At 40.1% G+C, this 22,698-nt stretch carries 18 protein-coding genes and 1 pseudogene; all 19 read left to right on the top strand.

The window, feature by feature from the left end:
* Positions 1-175: 175 nt before the first annotated feature.
* Positions 176-1,519 (top strand): GH1 family beta-glucosidase, encoded by a 1,344-nt coding sequence (locus COE25_RS02335; protein WP_098930699.1) that lies wholly within the window; start codon positions 176-178, stop codon positions 1,517-1,519.
* 7 nt (positions 1,520-1,526) lie between these two features.
* Entirely contained in the window at positions 1,527-3,410 is a 1,884-nt protein-coding gene (locus COE25_RS02330) for a beta-N-acetylhexosaminidase (protein WP_098930696.1), read from the top strand.
* Positions 3,411-3,441: 31 nt separating this feature from the next.
* Positions 3,442-4,254 carry a sugar phosphate isomerase/epimerase family protein gene (locus COE25_RS02325; RefSeq protein ID WP_098930694.1) on the top strand — a complete coding sequence of 271 codons (813 nt, stop codon included), beginning with the start codon at positions 3,442-3,444 and terminating at the stop codon, positions 4,252-4,254.
* A gap of 48 nt (positions 4,255-4,302) precedes the next feature.
* The gene (locus COE25_RS02320; protein ID WP_180247400.1) at positions 4,303-5,280 is read left to right on the top strand and encodes a Gfo/Idh/MocA family protein; all 978 of its coding nucleotides are present in this window, start codon (positions 4,303-4,305) and stop codon (positions 5,278-5,280) included.
* Between the two features lie 88 nt (positions 5,281-5,368).
* Positions 5,369-5,977 carry a YesL family protein gene (locus tag COE25_RS02315; RefSeq protein ID WP_098930690.1) on the top strand — a complete coding sequence of 203 codons (609 nt, stop codon included), beginning with the start codon at positions 5,369-5,371 and terminating at the stop codon, positions 5,975-5,977.
* A gap of 268 nt (positions 5,978-6,245) precedes the next feature.
* Entirely contained in the window at positions 6,246-7,583 is a 1,338-nt protein-coding gene (locus COE25_RS02310; RefSeq protein WP_098930688.1) for an ABC transporter substrate-binding protein, read from the top strand.
* A gap of 74 nt (positions 7,584-7,657) precedes the next feature.
* The gene (locus tag COE25_RS02305; RefSeq protein ID WP_257208684.1) at positions 7,658-8,620 is read left to right on the top strand and encodes a carbohydrate ABC transporter permease; all 963 of its coding nucleotides are present in this window, start codon (positions 7,658-7,660) and stop codon (positions 8,618-8,620) included.
* Positions 8,617-9,492, top strand: a complete 876-nt coding sequence (locus COE25_RS02300; RefSeq protein WP_098930686.1) for a carbohydrate ABC transporter permease — start codon at positions 8,617-8,619, stop codon at positions 9,490-9,492. The genes COE25_RS02305 and COE25_RS02300 overlap by 4 nt, the downstream gene beginning before the upstream one ends.
* A gap of 38 nt (positions 9,493-9,530) precedes the next feature.
* Positions 9,531-11,045, top strand: a complete 1,515-nt coding sequence (locus COE25_RS02295) for an FGGY-family carbohydrate kinase (protein WP_098930684.1) — start codon at positions 9,531-9,533, stop codon at positions 11,043-11,045.
* Positions 11,046-11,084: 39 nt separating this feature from the next.
* On the top strand, positions 11,085-12,008 hold the full coding sequence (locus COE25_RS02290; protein WP_218964315.1) for a class II fructose-bisphosphate aldolase: 924 nt from the start codon (positions 11,085-11,087) through the stop codon (positions 12,006-12,008).
* A 40-nt stretch (positions 12,009-12,048) separates the two neighbouring features.
* Positions 12,049-13,398 carry a protein O-GlcNAcase gene (locus COE25_RS02285; RefSeq protein ID WP_098930679.1) on the top strand — a complete coding sequence of 450 codons (1,350 nt, stop codon included), beginning with the start codon at positions 12,049-12,051 and terminating at the stop codon, positions 13,396-13,398.
* 55 nt (positions 13,399-13,453) lie between these two features.
* The gene (locus tag COE25_RS02280) at positions 13,454-15,277 is read left to right on the top strand and encodes an MBL fold metallo-hydrolase (RefSeq protein ID WP_098930677.1); all 1,824 of its coding nucleotides are present in this window, start codon (positions 13,454-13,456) and stop codon (positions 15,275-15,277) included.
* Positions 15,277-17,748 carry an alpha-mannosidase gene (locus COE25_RS02275; RefSeq protein WP_098930675.1) on the top strand — a complete coding sequence of 824 codons (2,472 nt, stop codon included), beginning with the start codon at positions 15,277-15,279 and terminating at the stop codon, positions 17,746-17,748. Before COE25_RS02280 ends, COE25_RS02275 begins: the two co-directional genes overlap by 1 nt.
* A gap of 37 nt (positions 17,749-17,785) precedes the next feature.
* On the top strand, positions 17,786-18,583 hold the full coding sequence (locus COE25_RS02270; RefSeq protein ID WP_098930673.1) for a DeoR/GlpR family DNA-binding transcription regulator: 798 nt from the start codon (positions 17,786-17,788) through the stop codon (positions 18,581-18,583).
* Positions 18,584-18,604: 21 nt separating this feature from the next.
* Positions 18,605-19,645, top strand: coding sequence for a Gfo/Idh/MocA family protein (locus tag COE25_RS02265; protein ID WP_098930671.1), 1,041 nt, complete (start codon positions 18,605-18,607; stop codon positions 19,643-19,645).
* Complete coding sequence (locus COE25_RS02260; protein ID WP_098930669.1) at positions 19,639-20,700, top strand: Gfo/Idh/MocA family protein; 1,062 nt, start codon at positions 19,639-19,641, stop codon at positions 20,698-20,700. The genes COE25_RS02265 and COE25_RS02260 overlap by 7 nt, the downstream gene beginning before the upstream one ends.
* 222 nt (positions 20,701-20,922) lie before the next feature.
* Positions 20,923-21,180, top strand: a complete 258-nt coding sequence (locus COE25_RS32075) for a hypothetical protein (protein WP_306572498.1) — start codon at positions 20,923-20,925, stop codon at positions 21,178-21,180.
* A 12-nt stretch (positions 21,181-21,192) separates the two neighbouring features.
* A pseudogene (locus tag COE25_RS32495) lies at positions 21,193-21,309 on the top strand (hypothetical protein); the annotation flags it as partial.
* A 51-nt stretch (positions 21,310-21,360) separates the two neighbouring features.
* A complete protein-coding gene (locus tag COE25_RS02255) occupies positions 21,361-22,698 on the top strand; it encodes a glycoside hydrolase family 2 protein (protein ID WP_306572497.1) in 1,338 nt (445 codons plus the stop codon).

Genomic DNA, 22,698 nt, shown 5'->3' with positions numbered 1-22,698 from the left:
GGCTATCATTGTGGAACATCATCGATTGCCTGCTCAAGACATCCCGATTTTGGCCAATTCTGAGAAAAATAACTTTATAGCCTACTAGGAAAGGCTGCACAACTCACCACAATTTGGAAGTGTGTTTAGCCTTCCTTAAAACGACTTAGTACCTTAACGAAAGGGGTAAACAATCGTGTCAATTATTACTTTCCCAAAAGATTTTCGCTTTGGTGTTTCCACGGCGGCTTATCAAATAGAAGGTGCATATAATGAAGACGGCAGGGGCATGTCCATCTGGGATACGTTTAGCCGGATTCCGGGAAAAGTCAGAAATGGAGACAATGGCGATATAGCTAGTGATAGTTACCATCGAATCGATGAAGATATTGCCTTATTAAAAGAATTAGGGGTAAACACATACCGCTTCTCGATCGCTTGGCCAAGAATTTTTCCAAATGGACGAGGAGAAGTCAATCAAAAGGGTCTTGATCACTACCATGAATTTGTTGATAAGCTGTTAGAAAATGGAATAGAACCCCTGTGCACCATTTATCATTGGGACCTTCCACAAGCACTTCAAGATGAAGGCGGCTGGAAGAATCGACAAACGATAGAGGCATTTGTGGAATACTCGGATTTATTGTTCCGTGAGTTTTCTGGAAAAATTAAATCGTGGTTAACCATCAATGAACCATGGTGTGTTTCATTTTTAGGATATTTCATTGGGGAACAAGCACCCGGAGAAAAAAATCTCCAATCAGCCCTTGATGTCGCACATCACTTACTACTTGCCCATGGGAAAACGGTTAAACGGTTTAAAGAGCTTGGAATTCCAGGAGAAATTGGTTTTGCACCAAACGTTACTTGGTATGAACCATTTAGTAATCGCCCAGAAGATATTGAGGCTTGCAATCGCATATCTGCCTGGTTCACGGAATGGTTTTTCGACCCTGTCTTTAAAGGCACCTATCCACAAATATTAGTGGATTGGTTTGCAAAAAAAGGTGCAAAGGTAAACATCGAGGAAGGCGATATGGAAATTATTGCTCAGCCGATCGATATTTTAGGAATCAATTATTATACTGGAACGGTTTCCAGATATAAAGAAGGTCAGGGGACGTTCGATTGTGAACATGTTGATATCGGATTTGATCGTACGGACATTGATTTCACGATCTATCCAGAAGGCTTTTATAAAGTACTAATGGATATTAAAAATAAATATGGTGATGTTCCTATCTACATTACCGAAAATGGCGCAACGTACAATCAAGAACCAGTAGATGGACGTGTTCGCGATGATAAGCGTATTAAATACTTGAAGCAGCACTTAACGGAAATTAGACGTGCTCTAAGCTCCGGTGTTAATTTAAAAGGGTATTGTATCTGGTCATTGATGGATAATTATGAATGGTCCTACGGCTATAGCATGCGTTTCGGTCTTGTTCATGTCGACTATCAAACATTAAAAAGAACCAAGAAAGATAGCTATTATTGGTACAGCAAATTGAACCAAAATTATTGGTTTGAGGTGTAATTATCCTATGAAAATTAACTTTTATGGCGATATCAAAGGTCTTGAACAAGGATTAGCAATCATTTGTAACGAGCTAAAGATTGAACAAAGTGAACAAGGATTTCCTATTTATGTGACACAACAGGATGGTCCGTTAAGGGTTAGCTGCCAACTGAATCACGGGGAAATTTTCTATCAAGATAAAATTCACTTTTATCGTGCATTAGGATTGTGGGTACAAGAGTTTAAGGTTAGCACGATGTTTCAGGTAAGTGAACAGCCTCAATTTAAAACCAATGGCGTTATGGTAGACGTATCTCGTAATGCCGTCATGACCGTAGATGGGATTCAATCCCTTCTGCGGAAAATGGCTTTAATGGGCCTAAATGTCGTGATGATGTATACAGAGGATACATTTACAGTCGAAAAGTACCCTTATTTCGGGTATATGCGTGGAAGATATAGTGATGAGGAATTACGGGCATGTGATGACTATGCTAATTACTTTGGCATTGAAATGATACCCTGCATCCAAACACTTGCCCATTTAACCGAGGCACTGAAATGGAATTATGCTTCGACCATAAGAGATACGAGCGATATCTTATTGGTTGGTAATGAGGAAACCTACGAATTTATTGAGGATTTATTGAAGGCTGCTTCTAAGCCATTCCGAAGCAAACGTATTCATATAGGTATGGATGAAGCACATCAGCTTGGCTTAGGAAAATATTTGGAGCAGCATGGATACCAAAAACGTTTTTCGATTATGAATGAACATCTGCATAGGGTAGTGGCACTTGCAGAGAAGCACTCGTTAAAACCAATGATTTGGAGCGATATGTATTTTCGACTTGGCTCGAAAACAGGAAATTATTACGACCTAAATGCCCATATACCAGCGGATGTCATTGATTCAATGCCGAAAGATGTCCAGATGGTTTATTGGGATTATTACCATACAGATGAGGGTTTTTACCGAACGTTCTTGCAAAAGCATAAAGAATTTGGCTCTGAGCCGATCTTTGCTGGCGGCGTATGGACATGGAATGGGATTGCCCCGAACTATGGAAAAACAATTGCGACTACAAATGCTGCTTTGGAAGCTTGTAAAAAAGAAGGAATCACTGAGGTATTCGCTACCATGTGGGGCGATAACGGAGCAGAAACACATCCGTTTGCTGGATTGGCTGGGCTGCAGCTATACGCCGAACATGGATATGGAACTGAAGTGAGTCAAGATAAATTAGCCAAACGGTTTTCGTTTTGTACCAGTGGAAATTGGGACGACTTCCTTGCCCTAAATGAGTTTGATGAAACTCCGGGTGTTGCAAAGGGGAACCTTCATGAATCACATCCCTCCAAATTTTTGTTATGGCAGGATGTTTTACTCGGTTTATATGATGAAAATATTCGCACCTTGCCGTTAAGTGAGCATTATTTTAACTTAGCTTCACGCATGGGTAAAGCTAAGGAACGGAATAAAAATTGGTCAGAGATGTTTTCTTTTTATACCCAACTTGCCCGTGTCCTAAGTATAAAAGCAAAGTTGGGAGTCCATACACTAGCTGCTTATGATCGAAAGGATAAACAGGAGTTAACACATTTAAAGGACCAGTTTCCATTATTACGAAGCATGGTGGATGAGCTCCGAAAACTACACCGCTCGTTATGGTTTTCAGCCTTGAAGCCTTTTGGCTGGGAAGTAATCGATATTCGCTACGGAGGGATATTGTCTCGATTAGAAACAGTGGAATATCGCCTGCACCAATGGCTTGATGGAAGCATTAGCAGAATCGAAGAATTAGAGGAAGAACGTCTTTTCTTTGATGCGCCATGGAAGATGCCTGAAGGTGCTTTAGGAAGAAATTCATACCATCGAATAGTAACAGCAGGAGGATTCTCTGTATAAGTAGCTTGCGAAATATAAAATAGGGGTGTTGATGATGATAATTGGCTTTCAAACGGCAAACTATTTTGCCCGTGCAACTAACTACCAGACTAGTATGGATATGTGGGGAGAAGCGGAAAGGAAAGTAATTGAGAACTTTAGCCTAGCTGAATTTGACCGTATTTGCGGGGATATTCAAGGTGCAGGGTTTCAGGATATCGAACTCTGGATGGGACATTCCTTTCCTAAATTTATGACTCCTTTTTTTGCAGAGGAATTACAGAAAATTTGGAAGAGTCATGGATTAAGTGTCTATTCATATTCATGTTCGCTTGGTGATCCCGTTCGATATCCAAGATGGACCCGTCTTTGTTTTGAAACAGCCAAAATGCTTGGAATTGAGTTAATTACTAGCGGAATTACCAAAGAATCAGCTCCAGTTATTTATAGCCTTTGTAATGAATATGGAATGAAGGTTGGCGTTGAGAACCATCCAGAAAAGCACCCAGACGAGATAAAGGCTACCATTGGGGATTATGGTGACTTACTTGGTGCGACCGTCGATACAGGCTGGTATGGGACGCAGGGCTTTTCAGCAGCCGAAGCAATTTGGCAATTAAAGGATTATTTACTTAATGTTCATCTTAAAGATGTCAGGGAAATAGGGGAGCATAATCCCGTTGCGCTCGGAACAGGAATTGCTGGTATTGCTGATTGTGTACAAGCCCTAAAAGAAATCGGCTATGATCGGACAGTATCAATCGAACATGAAGCAGGAAAACATGATCCAACCAATGACTGCGCTAAAGCTCTTGTATGGGTAAAGAGTTTACTTAAGGAGAGCCAGCCGATTTCAGGGCTATAGAGCTTTGGTTAAGTTTACATATAAATAATAATGAGGTGGAATGAAATAATGGTTCGAATTGCAGTGGTTGGCACTGGCTGGCAAGGCCAAGGGCATTTAAGTACGATGAAGAAAATGCCAGAAATTGAAGTGGTAGGTGTTTGTGAATTAAATGAAGAAACCCTCTTAAAAGCTGCGAATAAATTTGCAGTGAAGGGTTTTACAGACTATGTGGAAATGCTCGAGGAAAGCAAACCCGACGGGGTCATTATCTGTACACCGCCAGAGGTCCGGGAATTTCTTGTACGTGAAGCAGCGGAGCGGGGCATCCATTGTTTTATTGAAAAGCCGCCTGCAAAAAGTCTGGAAATGGCGAAAAAGGTTGAAGAGATATTAGACCGAACTGGTGTCATTAATAGTGTGGGTTTTATGTACAGGTATAGCCCTGCTGTTGCCTTTTTAAAAGAGCTGATTAAAGGCAGAAGAATTGCCTTGGTCCGCAGTGCGATGCTTGATGGGTTAGCGCTTCGTCCCAACTGGCCGCGCTGGTTCTTTAATAAAGAAATATCGGGAGGTCCTGTCTTTGACCAAGCGATTCATATCTTTGATCTATCCCGCTACCTGCTTGGTGAAGTGGAGCGAGTAACTGGTTATCAAGACAATCTCGTAGTCCCAAAAGGCGGAGACTTTACGGTTGAGGATAGCTTTAATTTGTCGATGAAATATCAGAACGGAATTTTACAAAATCATACTCATACATGGTCCTATCCAAATGTTTTTACACAAATTGAACTCATTTCTGACCAACTTCACTTAACGCTTGACCTTGTAAAAGGAAGTGTAACGGGGAAGGTGGAGGGAGAAACTATTTCCTTTCAAACGGAAGATAATGCACTATACCAGCTGGAGCTAGCAGCATTTGCAGAAGCAATCGAAGAAAAGAATCCTGAATTGGTACTCTCAACCTATAAAGACAGTATTCAATCTCTTTCAGTTGCTCTAAAAGCAATGGATGCCCTCGAAGCTACTACAAAAATAACTAGATAAATAGTTTAGTTTGGCCGGGGGTGTCATGAGATTTAGAGGCATCCTTGGTTTTCCATTATGATTAAGTCTTTATAAGGAGAGCGTTATTATGCGTAGAGCACTGATGTTTATAATGGAGTGGCTGTGGAGACTATTATACCTGAACGCAATTTGGCTATTATTTTCACTGCCTATTTTTACGATTATTCCAGCAACAGCGGCTATGTTTGGAGTTATGGACAGATTGGTGAGAGAGGATCAGGACGAGCCCGACTTTAAGGTGTTTTTAAGTGAGTTTAAAAGATTATTTTTAAAAAGCTATCCACTTGGACTTTCAATCGTTATTTTTGGCGGGTTACTAGTTTTGGATTTATTGATACTAAGAAATGCTGTTTCTGATGTGGCCGAAATTATTAGGGTTGCAGTTTTAGCAGTTAGTTTGTTGTTTCTAATTGCCGTATCCTATAGTTTTCCAGTTTTTCTGCGCTACCAATTTCCATGGTATAAAACTCTATGTTTTTCCTTTATGCTCGGAGTGCGTAAACCTGTCATCACATTCTTCATATCGTGTGGCTTTTTGTTGATTATATTACTGCTTTTGTTTGTTACCGGCATTGGACTATTACTGTTTGCGAGTTTAATTGCATTAATCAGTACCATATCTGCGCAATATATCATTAATAGCTTGCCTAAATTGAGTTCACAAGGAGTTAAATAATCGGTTAGCTTCCTTTGTACAAACTTTTCGAGTACGTCTCCAAATAAAATAAATAGAATATTCAAAAGTTGTTGACATGTAAGCGTATTCATATAATAATAGTAACAAGTCCACAAAACCTCACATAATAATTAATTAATTCCACAGAAATAGTCATAATACCATAGTTTTGTGAGAAAAAACCATTCGAAGGAGAGTGAAATTAAAATAATCTATTAATAGTTTGTGAGGTTGTGACCGATTATAAAATATTCTAGGGGGAAATTGAATGAAAACAGTAAGAAAAACATTAATGACGCTGTTTATTCTAGCAATGAGTTTCTCATTAATCCTGACTGGTTGTTCAAGCAAAGAATCTGGTGCAAATGAAAATAGCAGCAAATCTAAGAACGGCGAAAAAGTTGTCATCGATTTTTGGACTTTTTGGGGATCTGAGATCCGCCGGCCAATCATTGAAAAAATTATTGATGATTTCAATAAATCTCAGGACAGAATTGAAGTAAAACATACATATCTGCCATTTGGAGATATTTGGACGAAAAACTTAGCTTCAATCGCCGCTGGAAATCCAGCTGACCTAATCATTAACGACATAAACGCAGTTGGAAGCCGGGCGAAAAACAATCAAATTACGAATCTTGAAAAATATTTAAAGAAGGACCCAGAAGTAAAGGACCGCTTCTTCCCAGAATTGTATAATGCTACTCAGTACAAAGGGGAAACATACGCTTTGCCATTCAACACAGATACACGTCTTTTATTCTGGAATAAAGATATGTTTAAAGAAGCTGGCCTTGATCCTAATACACCACCAAAAACATGGGCAGAGTTAGAAGAAATGGGTAAAAAGCTAGATGTGAAGAAAGGTAATAAATTCGAAAGAATCGGTTATCTTCCAAACTATGGAATTGAATCAGATGTCTGGATGATCAATGCAGACGGAAAAGGCTACTGGGATTTTGATGCAAATAAACCGGTTATCAATGATGAAAAAAACGTAAAAGCTTTAACATGGATGAAAAAGTATTATGACTATTACGGGGATAAAACGATTAATAGCTTTAAGGCAGAATTTGGTGAGCAAACGGCAGATCCATTTGTTGCTGGTAAATTAGCAATGACTACTGATAATGCAAATTTCTTCACGAAAATAAGAGATTATGGTCAAGGGATGAACTTCGGCGTTGCTCCATTACCTGAAATGGAACCAGGAACTGGCAATTCAAGCTGGGGCGGTGGATTTGTGGCTGAAATTCCTAAAGGAGCAAAACATCCTGATGAAGCATGGGAATTCCTAAAGTATTTAACAGATGTTCAAGCACAAGAATACTGGGCTGTGAAAAACTTTGATATTGTTGCAAACAAAGAAGCAGCAGAAAAAGCTTCTGGAAGTGCAGATTTTACAGAGGATGGCAAGATGGTGTATTCGTCAGCAAATGAGAACATGAAACAAACCTTGCTAACGCCAACGCCAATTGAAGCACCTGACTATGTCAATTTAATTAAACCTGAGCTTGAATTGGTTCTATTAGGAAAGAAGTCACCGAAACAAGGATTGGATGCTGCACAAAAGGCAGTAGAAGAGTTGGTTAAGAGTAACAAATAATAATAGTAAATTGTTCAGGGAGTGACTTCATTTCGCTCCCTGATTGTTTAACCTTGAAAGAAGGGATGAACGAGATGGAAAGAATGATTTCAGGCAAACCAGTAATTACAAAAAAATTAAAAAAATCAAAAGTAAAAGCCTCGTTACAGCGAAAAGAAGGATTGCAAGGATACCTTTTTATTGCACCATGGATCATTGGGTTTCTATTTTTCATGGCTGGACCACTGTTATTTTCCCTCTATGGCAGTTTTACCAATTTCAACATTACTTCGACGATGGATTTTATCGGCATTGATAACTTCAAAAAAATGTTTACTAATGACCCAATCATATGGCTCTCACTGCGAAACACGCTTTATTTTGTCGTCGTCTCTGTGCCTTTAACAACGGCTGGGGCTGTCGTGCTTGCCGTTCTATTAAATCAGGGAATACGGGGAATGCGAGTATTTCGAACAATTTATTATTTACCGGCTGTTCTTTCCGGTGTGGGCGTGTATTTGCTTTGGATGCAGCTTTTAAGCCCATCTTCAGGATTGGTAAATACTTTGCTGAGCTTTATAGGAATTGATGGTCCTGCTTGGCTGACAGATCCTTCTTGGACAAAGAACGCCTTAATTTTTATGAAAATGTGGAGTGTCGGTGGCGGTATGCTTTTGTACCTGGCCAGCCTTCAAGGTGTATCACCGTCTTTGTATGAAGCAGCTGAGATTGATGGCGCAAGTTCGTTTCGAAAGTTTTTTCATATAACCTTGCCAATGATTACCCCAGTCATCTTTTTTGATATCGTGACAAGTACAATCGGAGCCTTCCAAATTTTTCAGGAAGCCTACGTAATGAGTAAGAATGGAGAAGGTGGACCAGCTAATTCATTGGTATTCTTCAATTTGCATATGTGGAATAAGGCATTCAAGGTTTTTGATATGGGCTATGCGATGGCTATGTCCTGGGTTTTATTCATCATCATCCTTGTGTTAACGGTAATCAACCTAAAGCTTGCCCCACGCTGGGTACACTATGAAGGGGAGGATCGGAAATGAGTGTAAAAGCCCAAAAACAGAATAATTATTTTGAAAGTGTAAAATTCAAGAGAAAAATGGGCCAATCCATTGTACTGATCGTACTCATTGCTGGAAGCCTGTTAATTTTATCTCCAATCTGGTGGATGATAGCCACTTCTTTGAAGGATATGAAAGAAATTATGACATACCCGCCAACCTTTATTCCAAAGGAATGGCATTGGGAAAACTATTTAACCACTCTTCAAAAAGGCCCATTTATGAAATACACCATGAACACGCTTTTTATAACCTCTCTCGTTGTACTGGGGAATGTTTTCGCTAACTCGTTTATCGCATACGGATTTGCGAAGATCCAGTTTAAAGGCAGAAATGTTTTGTTTGGAATCGTCCTAGCAACAATGATGATTCCTGGATTCGTTACGTTAATCCCTCAATATGTTCTATATGCAAAATTGGGCTGGTTAAACACATATTTACCGTTAATCCTTCCGGCATTCTTTGGAAGTGCCTTTTTCATTTTCTTGCTGAGACAATTCTTTTTAACAATACCAAATGAATTAATTGAAGCAGCTAAAATAGATGGCGCTAACCATTTAATTATCTGGTGGAAAATTTTTGTGCCACTGTCAAAACCAGCGATAGCTACGGTTGCGATTTTATCTTTTAATGGTGCATGGAACGATTTTCTTGGTCCGCTGCTATTTATAAATGATGAGTCTCTGTTTACGCTGCAATTAGGATTGCAAATATTTAAAGGACAAAATGACACCCAATGGAACTTTTTGATGGCTGGATCCATCATGGTGCTATTACCGGTTATCCTGCTTTTCTTCTTCTTCCAACGTTATTTTATCGAAGGGATGAATTTAACAGCAGGTTCTAAAGGATAATGGTGTACAAGGAAATAATGGAAGGAATTGTTTGATCAATGGCATTACTTGGTATTGATATTGGGACAACTCATTGCAAGGCAGGTTTTTTTAAGGAAGATGGTTCAGTCATTAAAATAGCTGTTCGTCCTACTATTACTCATTATAACCAACAAGGTGATCCGTTTTTTTCTCCTACAGAAATATGGGGAAATATTGCAAGCTGCCTGCAGGAAATCTTATTTGGCTGTGAGGAAAAGGTTTCGGCAATCGGTATCACCAGTATGGCTGAAACCGGTCTGCTGCTGGACAGGAGCACAGGAAGGCCGAGAACTAATTTCATTCCATGGTTCAGCCGCAGTGCAGAAGCTGAAGCAGCGGAGATATCTAATGAGGATGAACCCTTTGATCGCTTTCAAAAAACAGGACTTCATAACAGCTACAAGTATGGGCTTGCAAAAATATTGCAATTAAAAAAGCAGGATGAAAATATTTTAAAAGGGGCAGTCTGGCTGTCCGCGTCCGATTATATTGCTTACATGCTTACAGGGAATTTTGCTACTGATTATTCTTTGGCTGCAAGAACCTATGCGTTTCGAATTGATCAACTAACATGGGACCAGCCCTGGATGAAGCATTTTAATTTACCGGAACAATTGTTTCCAGAAGCATTGCCGAGCGGAAGCAAAATGGGTGTAACCCAATCAAAAGAGCTTGTTGAACTAGGAATAGCCCCGGGGATTCCTGTTACAATTGCAGGTCATGACCACCTCGTTGCTGCCCTTGCCGTTGGTGCGATAAACCCAGGAATCGTATTCGACTCTATCGGAACAGCTGAGTCAATGGTAGGAACGTTTGAAAAGAAGCTGCTTACAGAAATGGATTACACTTCTGGTATGACCTTTGGCTGTCATATCGTGCGGGACCGCTTCTTTTGGATGGGAGGGATTTCAGCCTCTGGAGGTTCAATTGAATGGTTCAGGGAACAGTTTTCTAATCAGAAAATGTCCTATGAAGATATTATGTCTCTCTGCATAGATGTGAAAGAGGGTCCATCACGTATTTTATATTACCCATACTTATCCGGAAGTGGCTCACCACAGCCCGACCCATACGCAAGAGGAGCTTTCATTGGTCTCAAGGCATCTCATCAACGTAAAGATCTTTTGAAAGCAATGATGGAGGGTACAGCGTATGAACTGGAATCCATTCGCAGATCAGCAGAAAGAATATCTGGACATCCGATCAACCGAATGATTTCAGTTGGCGGGGGGACGAAAAACAGATATTGGCTGCAAATAAAATCAGACATTACAAACTGTCATTTAACCATTCCAGAAATTAATGAAGCAACCCTGCTTGGTGCTGCAATAACTGCAGGAATTGGTACTGGAGTTTATAAGAGCGAAGAGGAAGCAGTTTCGGCAATCCAATTTATACACTCCCAGGAAATAGTACCAAATCAGGAATTCCATCAAGAATATAAATGCTTGTACAAAGAAGGGTATATGGGCCTTCAGGAACAATTACGGAACTTTTATCGTAGTTTCCCATCGTCCCCAACGAATGGATGAAAAAGTAATAAAATAATAAGTTAATTAAAGGAGCTCGTGATGATGACAAATAAAACTGAATTAATCAATGTATTGACGCTAAAAGAAGCCCTAGAGGAAGCAGAAAAAAAGGGCTATGCAATAGGCTCCTTCTCCCCACGGTATACTCCTATGATTCGCCCTCTTTTACGTGCGGGTGAAAAGACGAAATCACCGTTGATTGTCCAGATTTCACAAAAAGAATTGGAACGGTATGGGATTACTCCGTTTGAATTTGCAGAAGAATTTTACAAAGCAGTCGAAGAGGAGAACGTTACGGTTCCTGTCGTTCTACACCTTGACCATACAAAGCAAATCGCTGTGCTTGAGGATGCTATTGAGGCTGGGTTTACTTCTGTTATGATTGATGCCTCAGAGCATGAGTTAGCCGAAAATATATCAATCAGTAAAAAAGTTGTTGACTATGCCCATGCAAAAGGTGTTTCTGTTGAAGCAGAGTTGGGAAAAATCGGGACAACCGATTTTGTGGAAACTGACAAGGATGAGGAGCTTTATACGGATCCGAATGAAGCTTTGCAGTTTGTAAATGAAACTGGTTGTGATGCATTGGCCGTTTCATGTGGAACAGCACATGGTGTCTATCTTGTTAGACAGCCAAAGGTGGACATCGATCGATTAAAGGCAATCCGGAAGTTAACTCCAGTTCATTTAGTTCTCCATGGTGGATCTGGTGTTCCCGCTGAAATGATCATCGAAGCCACTAAGCTTCCAAATGGCGGTGTTAGTAAAGTTAATATCGCAACAGATTTGGAGATTGCCCTTCTAAAATCCCTTGGAAAAGAAGAACGGATGACAAACGAGGAATGCAAAGCACTTTCGAAGGAGCAGTTAGAAATTGCGCAAAACGCAGTTGAGGCAATAGTAATCGAAAAAATCGAGAACTTTCTGGGGAGTGCGCATCAGGCAGAAAGCTTTCATGCTTAAATAGAGGAAAAGATTAATCACTTAATAAGGGAGGTATTAGATGACAGGATCATCCCATTTTCCAGTAAGAGGGATCATTGAAGGATTTTATGGTTTGTTCTACACGGCTCCCGAACGAAATGATTTAATCTCTTTTATTGCAGATCATGGCTTTAATCTTTACATTTACGGACCCAAAAATGATCGCCAGCATCGTGCCCGCTGGCGGGAGCCTTATCCAGATTTCATTATGAAACAGTTTGCTGAAACAGTGGCACACTCGATGAATCGGGGGATAGAATTCTGCTATTCGATCGGATCAGGGGTTTCAATCAATTATGCATCTGAAGAAGATTTCCGATTGATTACCTCAAAGTATCAAGCCTTTTATGATATTGGAGTCAGACATTTTATGATTATGCTCGATGACATTGCTGCCGAATTCCATCATGAAGAAGAACAACTAATGTTTAATAGTTATGCTGGAGCACATGTTTATACTGCAAACAGATTGTTCCATTGGTTGAAATCGCTCGATAAATCATGCAAGTTATCACTTTGTCCAACTGATTACCATGGGAGGGCTCCATTTAGTGATTATATTCATGAACTAGGAAAAGGATTAGACCAAGAGATTGATATCTTTTATACAGGACCGGAGATTTGTTCTGAAACCATATCGGAACAGGACACAGCAGACTTTGCCGCAGCAGTCCAGAGAAAGCCGGTTATTTGGGACAACTATCCAGTGAATGATTTAGCGATGAAAAGTGAGATGCATATCGGTCCGATTACCGGACGTGAATCTAGCCTTCCGAGAGTGTGTAAAGGGTTTATCGTCAATACGATGAGCCAGGCAGAGGCTTCAAAAATAGCTTTGCTAACCTTCGCAGAATATTTCAAAAATCCAGATTGCTATGAACCATGGCCATCATGGGAAAAAGCATTGAAAACAATCGCTGGAGAGGAAAGCTACGAATCTATAAAACTCTTTGCTGAGAATTCTTTGTATTCCTGTCTTGGTTATCCAGAGGCAGCATTATTGGACCTGTTAGCAAATAAGGCACTTTTTAGCCTTCGCTCAGGTGAAGCAGCATCCGTTAGTAAGGACGTCCAAAAACTGTTTGATTACCTGGATTCACTTGATGAAGCTGGATACCATCTTAAATACAGAATGTCTAATTACGCCTTGCGTAATAATCTTGTTCCATGGATTGAAATAATGGAAAGCCTGGCATGGGCAGGGAGAAGGGCCATTGCGGTTTTAAGGGCTTTGGAAAACAACGAGGATATTACTGCTCCGCTCAATTGGCTTAAGGAGTCGGTCAGTGAAATACGGAGACATCCGAAACGATATACAGGAAGCATACTCCTTCCATTGATTGAGTATGTTGAGTCGAAAGTTGATTGAATAAAAAGAATGCGTAAATATCTTTAATTAAAGATATAAGGGGATGTACCTAGTAATGAGAAAAATCTCAACAAATCTTTTCTTATTTGAAGATACTTGTAATGTTTACGTGATTAAGACCGGAGTAACTGCGGTCTTAATCGACTTTGGAGATGGAAATGTTCTTCAGCATCTGTCCTCGATTGGGGTTGAGAACGTGACAGATATTTTTATGACTCATCATCACCGCGACCAGGCCCAGGGGCTGCCTATTGCTGTTCAGGAAGGGATACGAATTTGGGTGCCCGATATTGAACAAGACTTATTTCATCATATCGATGAACATTGGAAGGCACGGGAAATCACTAACAACTACAATATGCGGCAGGATCGTTTTTCTCTGCTTCAATCTGTACCTGTTTATGGAACGTTAAAAGATTATTCCACACATGTCATAAACGGTATATCTTTAACGATCATTCCTACTCCAGGCCATACCATTGGTTCGATTACAGTCATAGCAGAAATTGATGGTAAGCTGGCAGCATTTACCGGAGATTTAATTTATGCACCAGGCAAGGTTTGGTCGATGTCGGCTACACAATGGTCGTACAATGGTGGTGAGGGGATTGCGTTAAGTGTTCTTTCCCTTTTGGATCTAAAAGACCGAAATCCTGATTTGCTTTTGCCCTCACATGGGCAAATAATGGAGCCCGCTTCTGAAGCTATTAACCTCCTCATTGAGCGTTTTGCTGATTTGATGGAACAAAGAAATCACAACCCAAGGCTATTCACATTGAGGGAAAACCCCTATGAAGAAATTACACCCCATTTGTTAAAAAACAATACTAGCATGTCCCATGCCTATGTCGTGCTTTCTGAAAGCGGCAAAGCCCTGTTGATTGACTTTGGTTACGATTTTATTGGCGGGATCGCAGCTGGAAGTGACAGAGCTTCAAGGAGACCCTGGTTATACACTCTTACGAAGTTAAAGGAACAATATGGGATAGAAAGTATTGATGTTGTCATCCCAACACATTACCATGATGACCATTTGGCAGGAATGAATTTATTGAGGGATGTAGAAGGAACGGAGGTTTGGTGTCCCGAAAACTTTTCAGATGTTCTCGAAAATCCCCAAAAGTATAATTTGCCATGTTTGTGGTACGACCCAATTCCTGTCGATCGACAGCTGCCATTAAATAAAAAAATTAAGTGGGAAGAGTTCGAATTCACTTTTTATGAGCAGTCAGGTCATACTTTATATGCGGCTGCGATTGAATTTATCGTAGATGGGAAACGAGTTCTCGCGATTGGAGATCAGTATCAAGGGGACGACGGACAATTCAATTATGTGTATCATAACCAGTTTAGAATATGGGATTACATTGATAGTGCGGAACTCTATAAAACGGTTAGTCCCGACATTCTTATTTCCGGCCATTGGGAGCCTATATTTGTTACAGAAGAGTTTCTTCAGCAAATCGCAAAAAAAGGGAAGGTGCTTAAACAGCTCCATCGAGACCTTTTGCCTTTAAATGAACTGGATTTAGGGGCTGAAGGTTTTGGTGCGGTCCTCCATCCATACCAGACTGTAGTTCAGTCAGGAAGTGCTTTTTCGGTAACCGTGGAAATAAAAAACCCGTTTCATGAAGAAAAAGAGGTTTTTGCAAAAATGATTACACCAATCAACTGGATTGTCGATAAAGATGAGTTTAAAGCGAAATTAACTAGAATGGAAACAATACAATTTACAACAACCATAACAGTTCCTCTAGGAGCTACTGGCTATAGAGAACGAATTGCTGTTGATCTTACCGTTGGAGAACATCATTTTGGGCAGCATGCTGAAGCTCTTGTAACGATTAAAAATCAACCTGTTTTAGGAGTGGACAAATAATGACAGAGAAAACGATTGCTTCAAAAGAAAAACAATTGCCGAAAACAAAAGAGAAAACTTTACATATGATTGGAAATGCTCATCTAGATCCAGTTTGGCTATGGCAATGGCAGGAAGGGTTCCAGGAAACAAAAGCAACCTTTCGCTCTGCACTCGACAGGATGAACGAGTATCCTGAATTCGTGTTCACGAATAGTTCTGCCGCTAACTATGAATGGATTGAAAACAACGAACCGGAAATGTTTGAAGAAATTAAACAGCGTATTAAAGAAGGACGCTGGGAAATTGTCGGTGGCTGGTGGGTCCAGCCTGATTGTAATATACCAAGCGGAGAATCGTTTGTACGCCAGGGATTGTATGGCCAGCGCTATTTCCAAGAGAAATTTGGGGTGACGGCAAAGGTTGGCTACAATGTCGACAGCTTTGGACATCATGGAATGCTGCCACAAATTTTAAAGAAAAGCGGCATGGATTATTATATTTTCATGCGCCCAAGTCCGCAGGAAAAAGGTCTTCCAGGAAAGTTATTCTGGTGGGAATCAGATGACGGATCTCGTGTATTAACGTACCGTATTCCATTTGAATATTGTACATGGGGCAAGGAACTTGAGAAACATATGCGTCGAAATGCCAATGAATTAAAAGCACCTTTTAATGATTTAATGACCTTTTACGGGGTGGGCAACCACGGCGGCGGCCCGACGAAGGAAAATATCGAAAGCATTAAACAATTAAATGAAGACTCATCATTTCCAAAGCTCGTATTCAGCACACCAAATAAATTTTTTGATGAACTCATGAAAAAGAATCTTTCGTTTCCAGTAGTACATGATGACCTGCAGCACCATGCAAGCGGATGTTACTCTGTTCACTCAGGAATTAAAAAATGGAACAGGGAAGCAGAAAATGCACTGATAAAAGCAGAAAAATTCTCCGCTCTTGCAAATTGGACGACAGGACAAAAATATCCGGTTTCTGAATACGGACTGGCATGGAAAAATGTATTATTCAATCAGTTTCATGACATATTGGCTGGTACAAGTTTAGAAGTGGCCTATGATGATGCACGGGATATGCATGGAGAAGCGATGTCGATTGCCAAAAGAGGTGTTAACTACGCGATTCAATCGTTATCCTGGAGGATTAATATTGAAGAAGAAGAAGGAATGAAACCTCTCGTTATCTTTAATCCTCATTCCTGGAACAGCAAAGTAAATGTGGAACAAGAAGTAGGTGGATTACAACCAGGAGATATTTTAGTAGATGAAGAGGGAAATCAAGTTCCAATGCAAACGGTTCAATCACAGGCAACAGCAGGGGGTCGATCCCGTGTCAGCTTCATTGCCGAGCTTCCCTCTATGGGATACCGGGTTTATAAAATTGTCCGCCGTCATGCGATTAAGGAATTCACATCACTCAAAGCAAGTGAAACAATCTTAGAAAATGACCATTTCCGGGTTGAAATCGACTCACAGACCGGCTTTGTTACGAGCTTATTTGATAAACAAAAGGACCTAGAATTACTCAGTGGACCAGCAGCCAGACCTGTCGTTATCAACGACAAGAGCGACACATGGTCCCACAATGTCCTCCGTTTTAATGAAGAAGCGGGCACATTCAAAGCGGTGAGCGTGAAGTTAGTGGAACATGGGCCAGTAAAATCTGTCATCCGTGTCGTTAGTGAATTTGGTAAATCAACTCTCGTTCAGGACTTTACTATGTTTAAGGAACTTGACCAGATTGATGTCCATTGCTCATTAAACTGGCAGGAACAATTTAAAGCACTAAAACTGAAGTTTCCTGTCAATCTTATTTTTAGAAAATCAACCTATGAAATTCCGTACGGACATATGGTCAGAGAGGGGAATGGTGAAGAAGAACCGGGCCAATATTGGATTGATACTTCTGGATCTCATCCTTCAACAGGGGAAGGATCCGGATTAAGCGTATTAAATGATGGCAAGTACAGCTTTGATATCCATAACAAGGAAATGAGTATGACTGTTCTTCGCAGCCCAATCTATGCACATCATGATCCAATCGTTCCGGAGGAGAACGGATCTTATTCATTTATTGACCAGGGTATTCAAAGATTCACATATTCCCTTCTGCCGCATTCAGGAAATTGGGAAACCGCAGGTACCGTAAAACGTGCGGCTGAATTAAACCAAAAACCTATTAGTATCATTGAAACCTACCATAAAGGATCACTTCCACAGAGAGATTCCTTCTTATCTGTTGATGTTGAAAATGTCATTGTAACTGTTATCAAGCAAGCAGAGGACAATGAGGATCTCATTGTGCGTGCCTATGAAACATCTAATGAAGCCACTTCTGCCGTTATCAGTCTTCCAAAATGGGATCGAACGATAAATACAGAGTTTAAACCATCAGAAATAAAAACATTCCGGATCCCAAAAGATCAATCCAAATCAATAGTTGAAAACAATTTACTGGAATGGGAAGATTAAGTAAAAAGCTTATTTGAGCAAGAAGGGGTATTTCAAAATGATTGTGGCAGAGCGAAGGAAGGTTATTAAAGAACTATTAATAAAAAATAAAAGTGTCAAAGTTTCTGATCTTGTCGATTTACTGCATGTATCAGAGGAAACGATCAGACGGGACCTCACCCAGCTCGGAAAAGAAGGAATTGCCGAGAAAAACTACGGAGGGGCAATCCTGATTGAAGAAGACCAGAACCATTCCTTGATTCCTCCAGTAAATAAACGAAAACTGCAATATTCACGTGAAAAGGATTCAATTGGGAAAGCAGCAGCTCAATTGATAAAAGAAGGGCAAATTGTCATTTTTGATGCAGGGTCAACAAACTGGTATGTGGGTAAAAACTTACCGGATAACAGTAATTTAACGATCATTACCAATGCCATGGATGTAGCCGAAGAATGCAGCAAGGACGAAACCGCCTCTATCTATTTATTAGGTGGGAAGTTAAGACGAAATTCAATGAGTCTCGTTGGTCCACAGGCAGAAATTGAATTGAAAAACTACAATGCGGATTATGTGTTCCTAGGAACATCAGGCATTTCACTACGCCATGGTTTTACGAGTTCTGATTTGTATGAAGCAGAAATCAAACGTGCGATGGTTTCTTCCGGACAAAAGATTGTAGTGGTGGCTGATCATAGTAAACTTCTAAAGGCAGGATTAACCTCTTTTTGTAATTTTGATGAGACAGATATATTTATTACTAGTGAACTCGCCGATAAAGAGATTCTTAAGGAAATTGAAAAAAGAGGTGTGGAAGTTCTTGTTGTACCTGTATCAGACGAGATAAATGAATTTTAAGACCAAAAGTGAGGGGATCCAATGATTAATGTTGCTTTGCTAAGCAAATGGCACGTGCATGCGGACGATTACGCACGTCAAGCTAATGATAATGGACAAATTATGATCAAAGTAGTCTGGGATGAAAATGTTGAACGCGGTCAAGAATGGGCAAAAAAACTTGCAGTACCCTTTGAACAAGACTTAAAGAAAGTATTAACCAACCCTGAGATTGATGCTGTCATAGTAGATACACCCACAAACCTTCATAAAGAGATTATTATTCTTTCTGCTGAAAATAAAAAGCACATTTTTACGGAAAAAGTACTCGCCTTTACAGTGCAAGATTGTAAAGAAATTTATGAAGCAGTGAAAAAGAATAATGTAAAATTGATGGTTTCATTACCTCGGCTCACTGAGAATTACTATTTATATTCTCAACAAGTCCTGAATGAAGGTCTTTTAGGGAAACTAACATCTATTCGTTGTCGGTTAGCACATAATGGTGCGGTTCCTTTAGAGGGAAATCCAAACGGATGGCTTCCTAAGCACTTTTTTAATAAGGAAGAGTGCGGTGGAGGTGCATTTATTGACCTTGGTGCACATCCGATTTATTTGACAAATCGTTTAGCAGGACCAGTTAAAGCTGTGACGGCTCGTTTACAGCCACAATCAGAGGATGAAGTAGATGTTAATTCAGTTGCCATCATTGAGTATGAAAGTGGTGCTTTAGGAACAATTGAAACAGGGTTTCTTTCTAGTGGCAGCCCTTTTCAACTAGAACTTTATGGAACAGAAGGAGCATTATTAATAGAAGATGATAAGATCCGCTTAAAATCTAAACAGCTAGGCGTAGGGTGGATTACTCCGGAAACACTGCCAGACGCGCTTCCCTTGCCAATGGAACAATGGGTAAACTCCATTATTGAAGGGAATGTTCCAACAATTACAGACAATGATGTTCAAGGATTAACGTTAATAAATCAGGCCGCAGTACGATCACACGCTCAAGGGCGTAGAGTAGAAACAGCTGAAATAATGACCATAAAACACAAGGTTAAAATCAGGGGGGAAAAATGTTGAAGAAATTAAGAGTGGGTATTATCGGTGCAGGTGGCATTGCAACAGCAGCACATATTCCAAACTATTTAAAATGCGGAGAAAAGGTAGAAATTGTAGCAATATGTGATGTTATTAAAGAAAAGGCTGAAAAATTAGCAACAGAATTCAACATTCCTCATGTATTTTCAAACTATGAAGAAATGCTTGAAAATATTCAACTAGATGCCGTGAGTATTTGTACACCCAATAAAGTCCATTATCCGGCAACAATGGCCGCGTTAAATGAAGGTTGTCATGTTTTATGCGAAAAGCCGCCGGCTATGACTGCTAAAGAAGCAGAGGAAATGGCAATCGCTGCTGAAAAGGCTGGAAAAATCTTAACCTATGGTTTTCATTTCCGTCATGCTCCACATGTAGAAGTGTTAAAGCGCTTTATTGATGGGGGAGAACTTGGTGATATTTATGCTGCACGCGTAACAGCAATGAGACGACGGGGAATTCCAGGCTGGGGTGTGTTTACAAACAAAGAGCTTCAGGGTGGGGGACCATTAATTGATATTGGGGTACACATGCTGGATACTGCTTTATATTTGATGGGTTATCCTGAACCAGATACTGTATTTGGTGTAACATACCAAAAGCTTGGGAACAAAAAAGGAGTAGGTCTCCTGGGAGCATGGGATTGGGAAAACTTCACAATTGAGGATATGGCCCGTGGAATGATCACTTTTAAAAATGGAGCTTCGATCCTATTAGAAACTGCTTTTGCCGCGAATGTGGAAAAACATGATGTGATGAATGTTTCCTTAATGGGGGATAAAGGGGGGGCAGATGTTTTTCCACTGAAAATCTATCAAGAAAAGCATGATACATTAATAGACATTACTCCATCTCATTTGTCAAAGAAAGACTGGTATGAAACTGAGCTTGAGAGATTTGTAGACGCGTGTTTAGAAGGAACAACACCTTTAAGTACAGGTATACAAGGTGTCTACCTTCAGAAAATCATTAATGGACTTTATGAATCGGCAGAAAAAGGCGAGGCAGTAAAGATGGGTGAAAATGTAACAGTTTAAATGTTGCATTCAAAAAAGAGAAGCGGTTAACTTTAACCGCTTCTTTTAAAAAAAAGCCGTTGAGTGTTAAATCAGTAAAATATGTTTACAGTTATTTTCTGTATGGAAAGATGCAGAAATGTTTTTTTTTTGGGAACGTTCCCGAAAATTCTCTTTGCAATTCTCTTAACAATCCAGCCAAAAAGTTAATTCTTTAACATTTCTAGCGGAGGCATCGATCAAATGACAATAGTAACTCCTCGTTCGGAATATCCAAGACCAGACTTCGTGCGAAACGAATGGCTAAATCTTAATGGACAATGGAACTTTGAGTTTGATGATAACAATAGCGGGTTAAGAGAAGAATGGTATTTACATCACGATTATTCACAAAAAATCACCGTTCCATATGCCTTTCAAACAAAGTTAAGTGGTATTGAAACAAAAGAATTCCATGACATTGTTTGGTATGGACGGTGCTTTACCATTCCGGAAGCATGACAGAAGAAGAAAATCCATCTCCATTTTGGAGCGGTTGACTACCGAGCAACCGTCTGGGTTAACGGAAGATTTGTTCGTGACCATGAGGGTGGGCATACATCGTTTTATGCCGACATAACCGACGCACTTATAAACGGAGAAAATAGAGTAGTAGTCAGAGCAGAGGATCGTTCGACTGATTTGGAACAGCCGCGTGGAAAACAATACTGGGAAGTAGAATCGGACGGAATCTTCTACACAAGAACAACAGGCATTTGGCAGACTGTTTGGCTTGAGCCGGTAAGTCTATCCTTTCTTGACAGAGTAAAGCTTACACCAAATATTGATACAGGTGAAGTATCGATAGAATACCTCGTTCAAAATAGAACGGGCAAACAAGAACTCGCAATTGAAATTTCTTATGATGGCCAAATGATAGCCAATGAAACAGTCCCAGTCCATCCGGTTCAATGGAAAAATAAGCACAGTGTTTCTCTAAAGGATTTTGCAAACGGCGAAGGAAAGCTATGGAGTCCAGAAACTCCAAACCTTTATCATGTAAATTTTTGTCTAAAAGAAGATGATGTCATTTTAGATAAAGTGCACAGCTATTTTGGGATGAGAAGAATAACGATACGTGATGGAAAAATCGAGCTCAATAATCAGCCATATTATATGAAGCTTGTCCTTGATCAGGGGTATTATCCTGAAGGCCTGCTTACAGCACCAACGGATGGAGATTTGAAAAGAGACATCGAGTTATCGAAGGAAATGGGTTTTAATGGGGTCAGGAAACATCAAAAGGTCGAGGAACCGCGGTACTTATACTGGGCTGATCAACTAGGGCTGCTCGTATGGGGCGAAATGGCAAACAGTCATACATTTACAGATCAGTCAGTAAAAAGAATGACATCGGAATGGCAGGAAGCCATTGAACGGGATTATAACCATCCGTCAATCGTTGCCTGGGTGCCTCTAAATGAGAGCTGGGGAGTGCCGCGATTAAAACGGGATCCACGCCAGGCCAATCATTTAGTAAGCATGTATTATTTAACAAAATCAATCGATTCCTCCCGTTTAGTGATTTCAAATGATGGCTGGGAGCATACGATTTCTGATATCCTGACAATCCATGACTATGCAGGCGAAAAGGATGTTTTGACGGACCGTTATTCAGAACTTGAGAGTGTCTTAAAGTTTACTCCAGCAGATCGGTCTTTATATGTAAAAGGTTTTCAATATCATGAAGAACCTATTATGGTGACGGAGTTTGGTGGAATCGCCTATAAGAAAAGCGCATGGCAGGGTTGGGGCTATACCTCAGCGTCGAACGATGATGATTTTATTGAACGCTACTATAATGTTGTTTCTAGTTTACTAGAGTCACCACTTGTACAAGGATTCTGTTATACGCAAATCACTGACGTCGAGCAAGAAATTAATGGACTATTAACCTATGACCGCAAGCCAAAGGTTGACCTCAATATTATTCGTGAAATTAATGAGGGTAAAAAGCTGACCTTTGCTGAAAAAGGATAA

The sequence above is a fragment of the Bacillus sp. AFS031507 genome, assembly GCF_002584635.1.
GTDB lineage: Bacteria > Bacillota > Bacilli > Bacillales > Cytobacillaceae > Neobacillus.
Note: the sequence above shows the minus strand (reverse complement) of the source record. Positions and strands in the feature narration are given on the sequence as shown.

Bases quoted from the DNA above. Each gene is read 5' to 3' on its own strand.
- COE25_RS32075 (WP_306572498.1), top strand. From the start codon at position 20,923: ATGACAATAGTAACTCCTCGTTCGGAATATCCAAGACCAGACTTCGTG.
- COE25_RS02260 (WP_098930669.1), top strand. From the start codon at position 19,639: ATGTTGAAGAAATTAAGAGTGGGTATTATCGGTGCAGGTGGCATTGCA.
- COE25_RS02265 (WP_098930671.1), top strand. From the start codon at position 18,605: ATGATTAATGTTGCTTTGCTAAGCAAATGGCACGTGCATGCGGACGAT.
- COE25_RS02330 (WP_098930696.1), top strand. From the start codon at position 1,527: ATGAAAATTAACTTTTATGGCGATATCAAAGGTCTTGAACAAGGATTA.
- COE25_RS02275 (WP_098930675.1), top strand. From the start codon at position 15,277: ATGACAGAGAAAACGATTGCTTCAAAAGAAAAACAATTGCCGAAAACA.
- COE25_RS02290 (WP_218964315.1), top strand. From the start codon at position 11,085: ATGATGACAAATAAAACTGAATTAATCAATGTATTGACGCTAAAAGAA.
- COE25_RS02325 (WP_098930694.1), top strand. From the start codon at position 3,442: ATGATGATAATTGGCTTTCAAACGGCAAACTATTTTGCCCGTGCAACT.
- COE25_RS02285 (WP_098930679.1), top strand. From the start codon at position 12,049: ATGACAGGATCATCCCATTTTCCAGTAAGAGGGATCATTGAAGGATTT.
- COE25_RS02310 (WP_098930688.1), top strand. From the start codon at position 6,246: ATGAAAACAGTAAGAAAAACATTAATGACGCTGTTTATTCTAGCAATG.
- COE25_RS02305 (WP_257208684.1), top strand. From the start codon at position 7,658: ATGGAAAGAATGATTTCAGGCAAACCAGTAATTACAAAAAAATTAAAA.
- COE25_RS02300 (WP_098930686.1), top strand. From the start codon at position 8,617: ATGAGTGTAAAAGCCCAAAAACAGAATAATTATTTTGAAAGTGTAAAA.
- COE25_RS02320 (WP_180247400.1), top strand. From the start codon at position 4,303: ATGGTTCGAATTGCAGTGGTTGGCACTGGCTGGCAAGGCCAAGGGCAT.
- COE25_RS02315 (WP_098930690.1), top strand. From the start codon at position 5,369: ATGCGTAGAGCACTGATGTTTATAATGGAGTGGCTGTGGAGACTATTA.
- COE25_RS02270 (WP_098930673.1), top strand. From the start codon at position 17,786: ATGATTGTGGCAGAGCGAAGGAAGGTTATTAAAGAACTATTAATAAAA.
- COE25_RS02280 (WP_098930677.1), top strand. From the start codon at position 13,454: ATGAGAAAAATCTCAACAAATCTTTTCTTATTTGAAGATACTTGTAAT.
- COE25_RS02295 (WP_098930684.1), top strand. From the start codon at position 9,531: ATGGCATTACTTGGTATTGATATTGGGACAACTCATTGCAAGGCAGGT.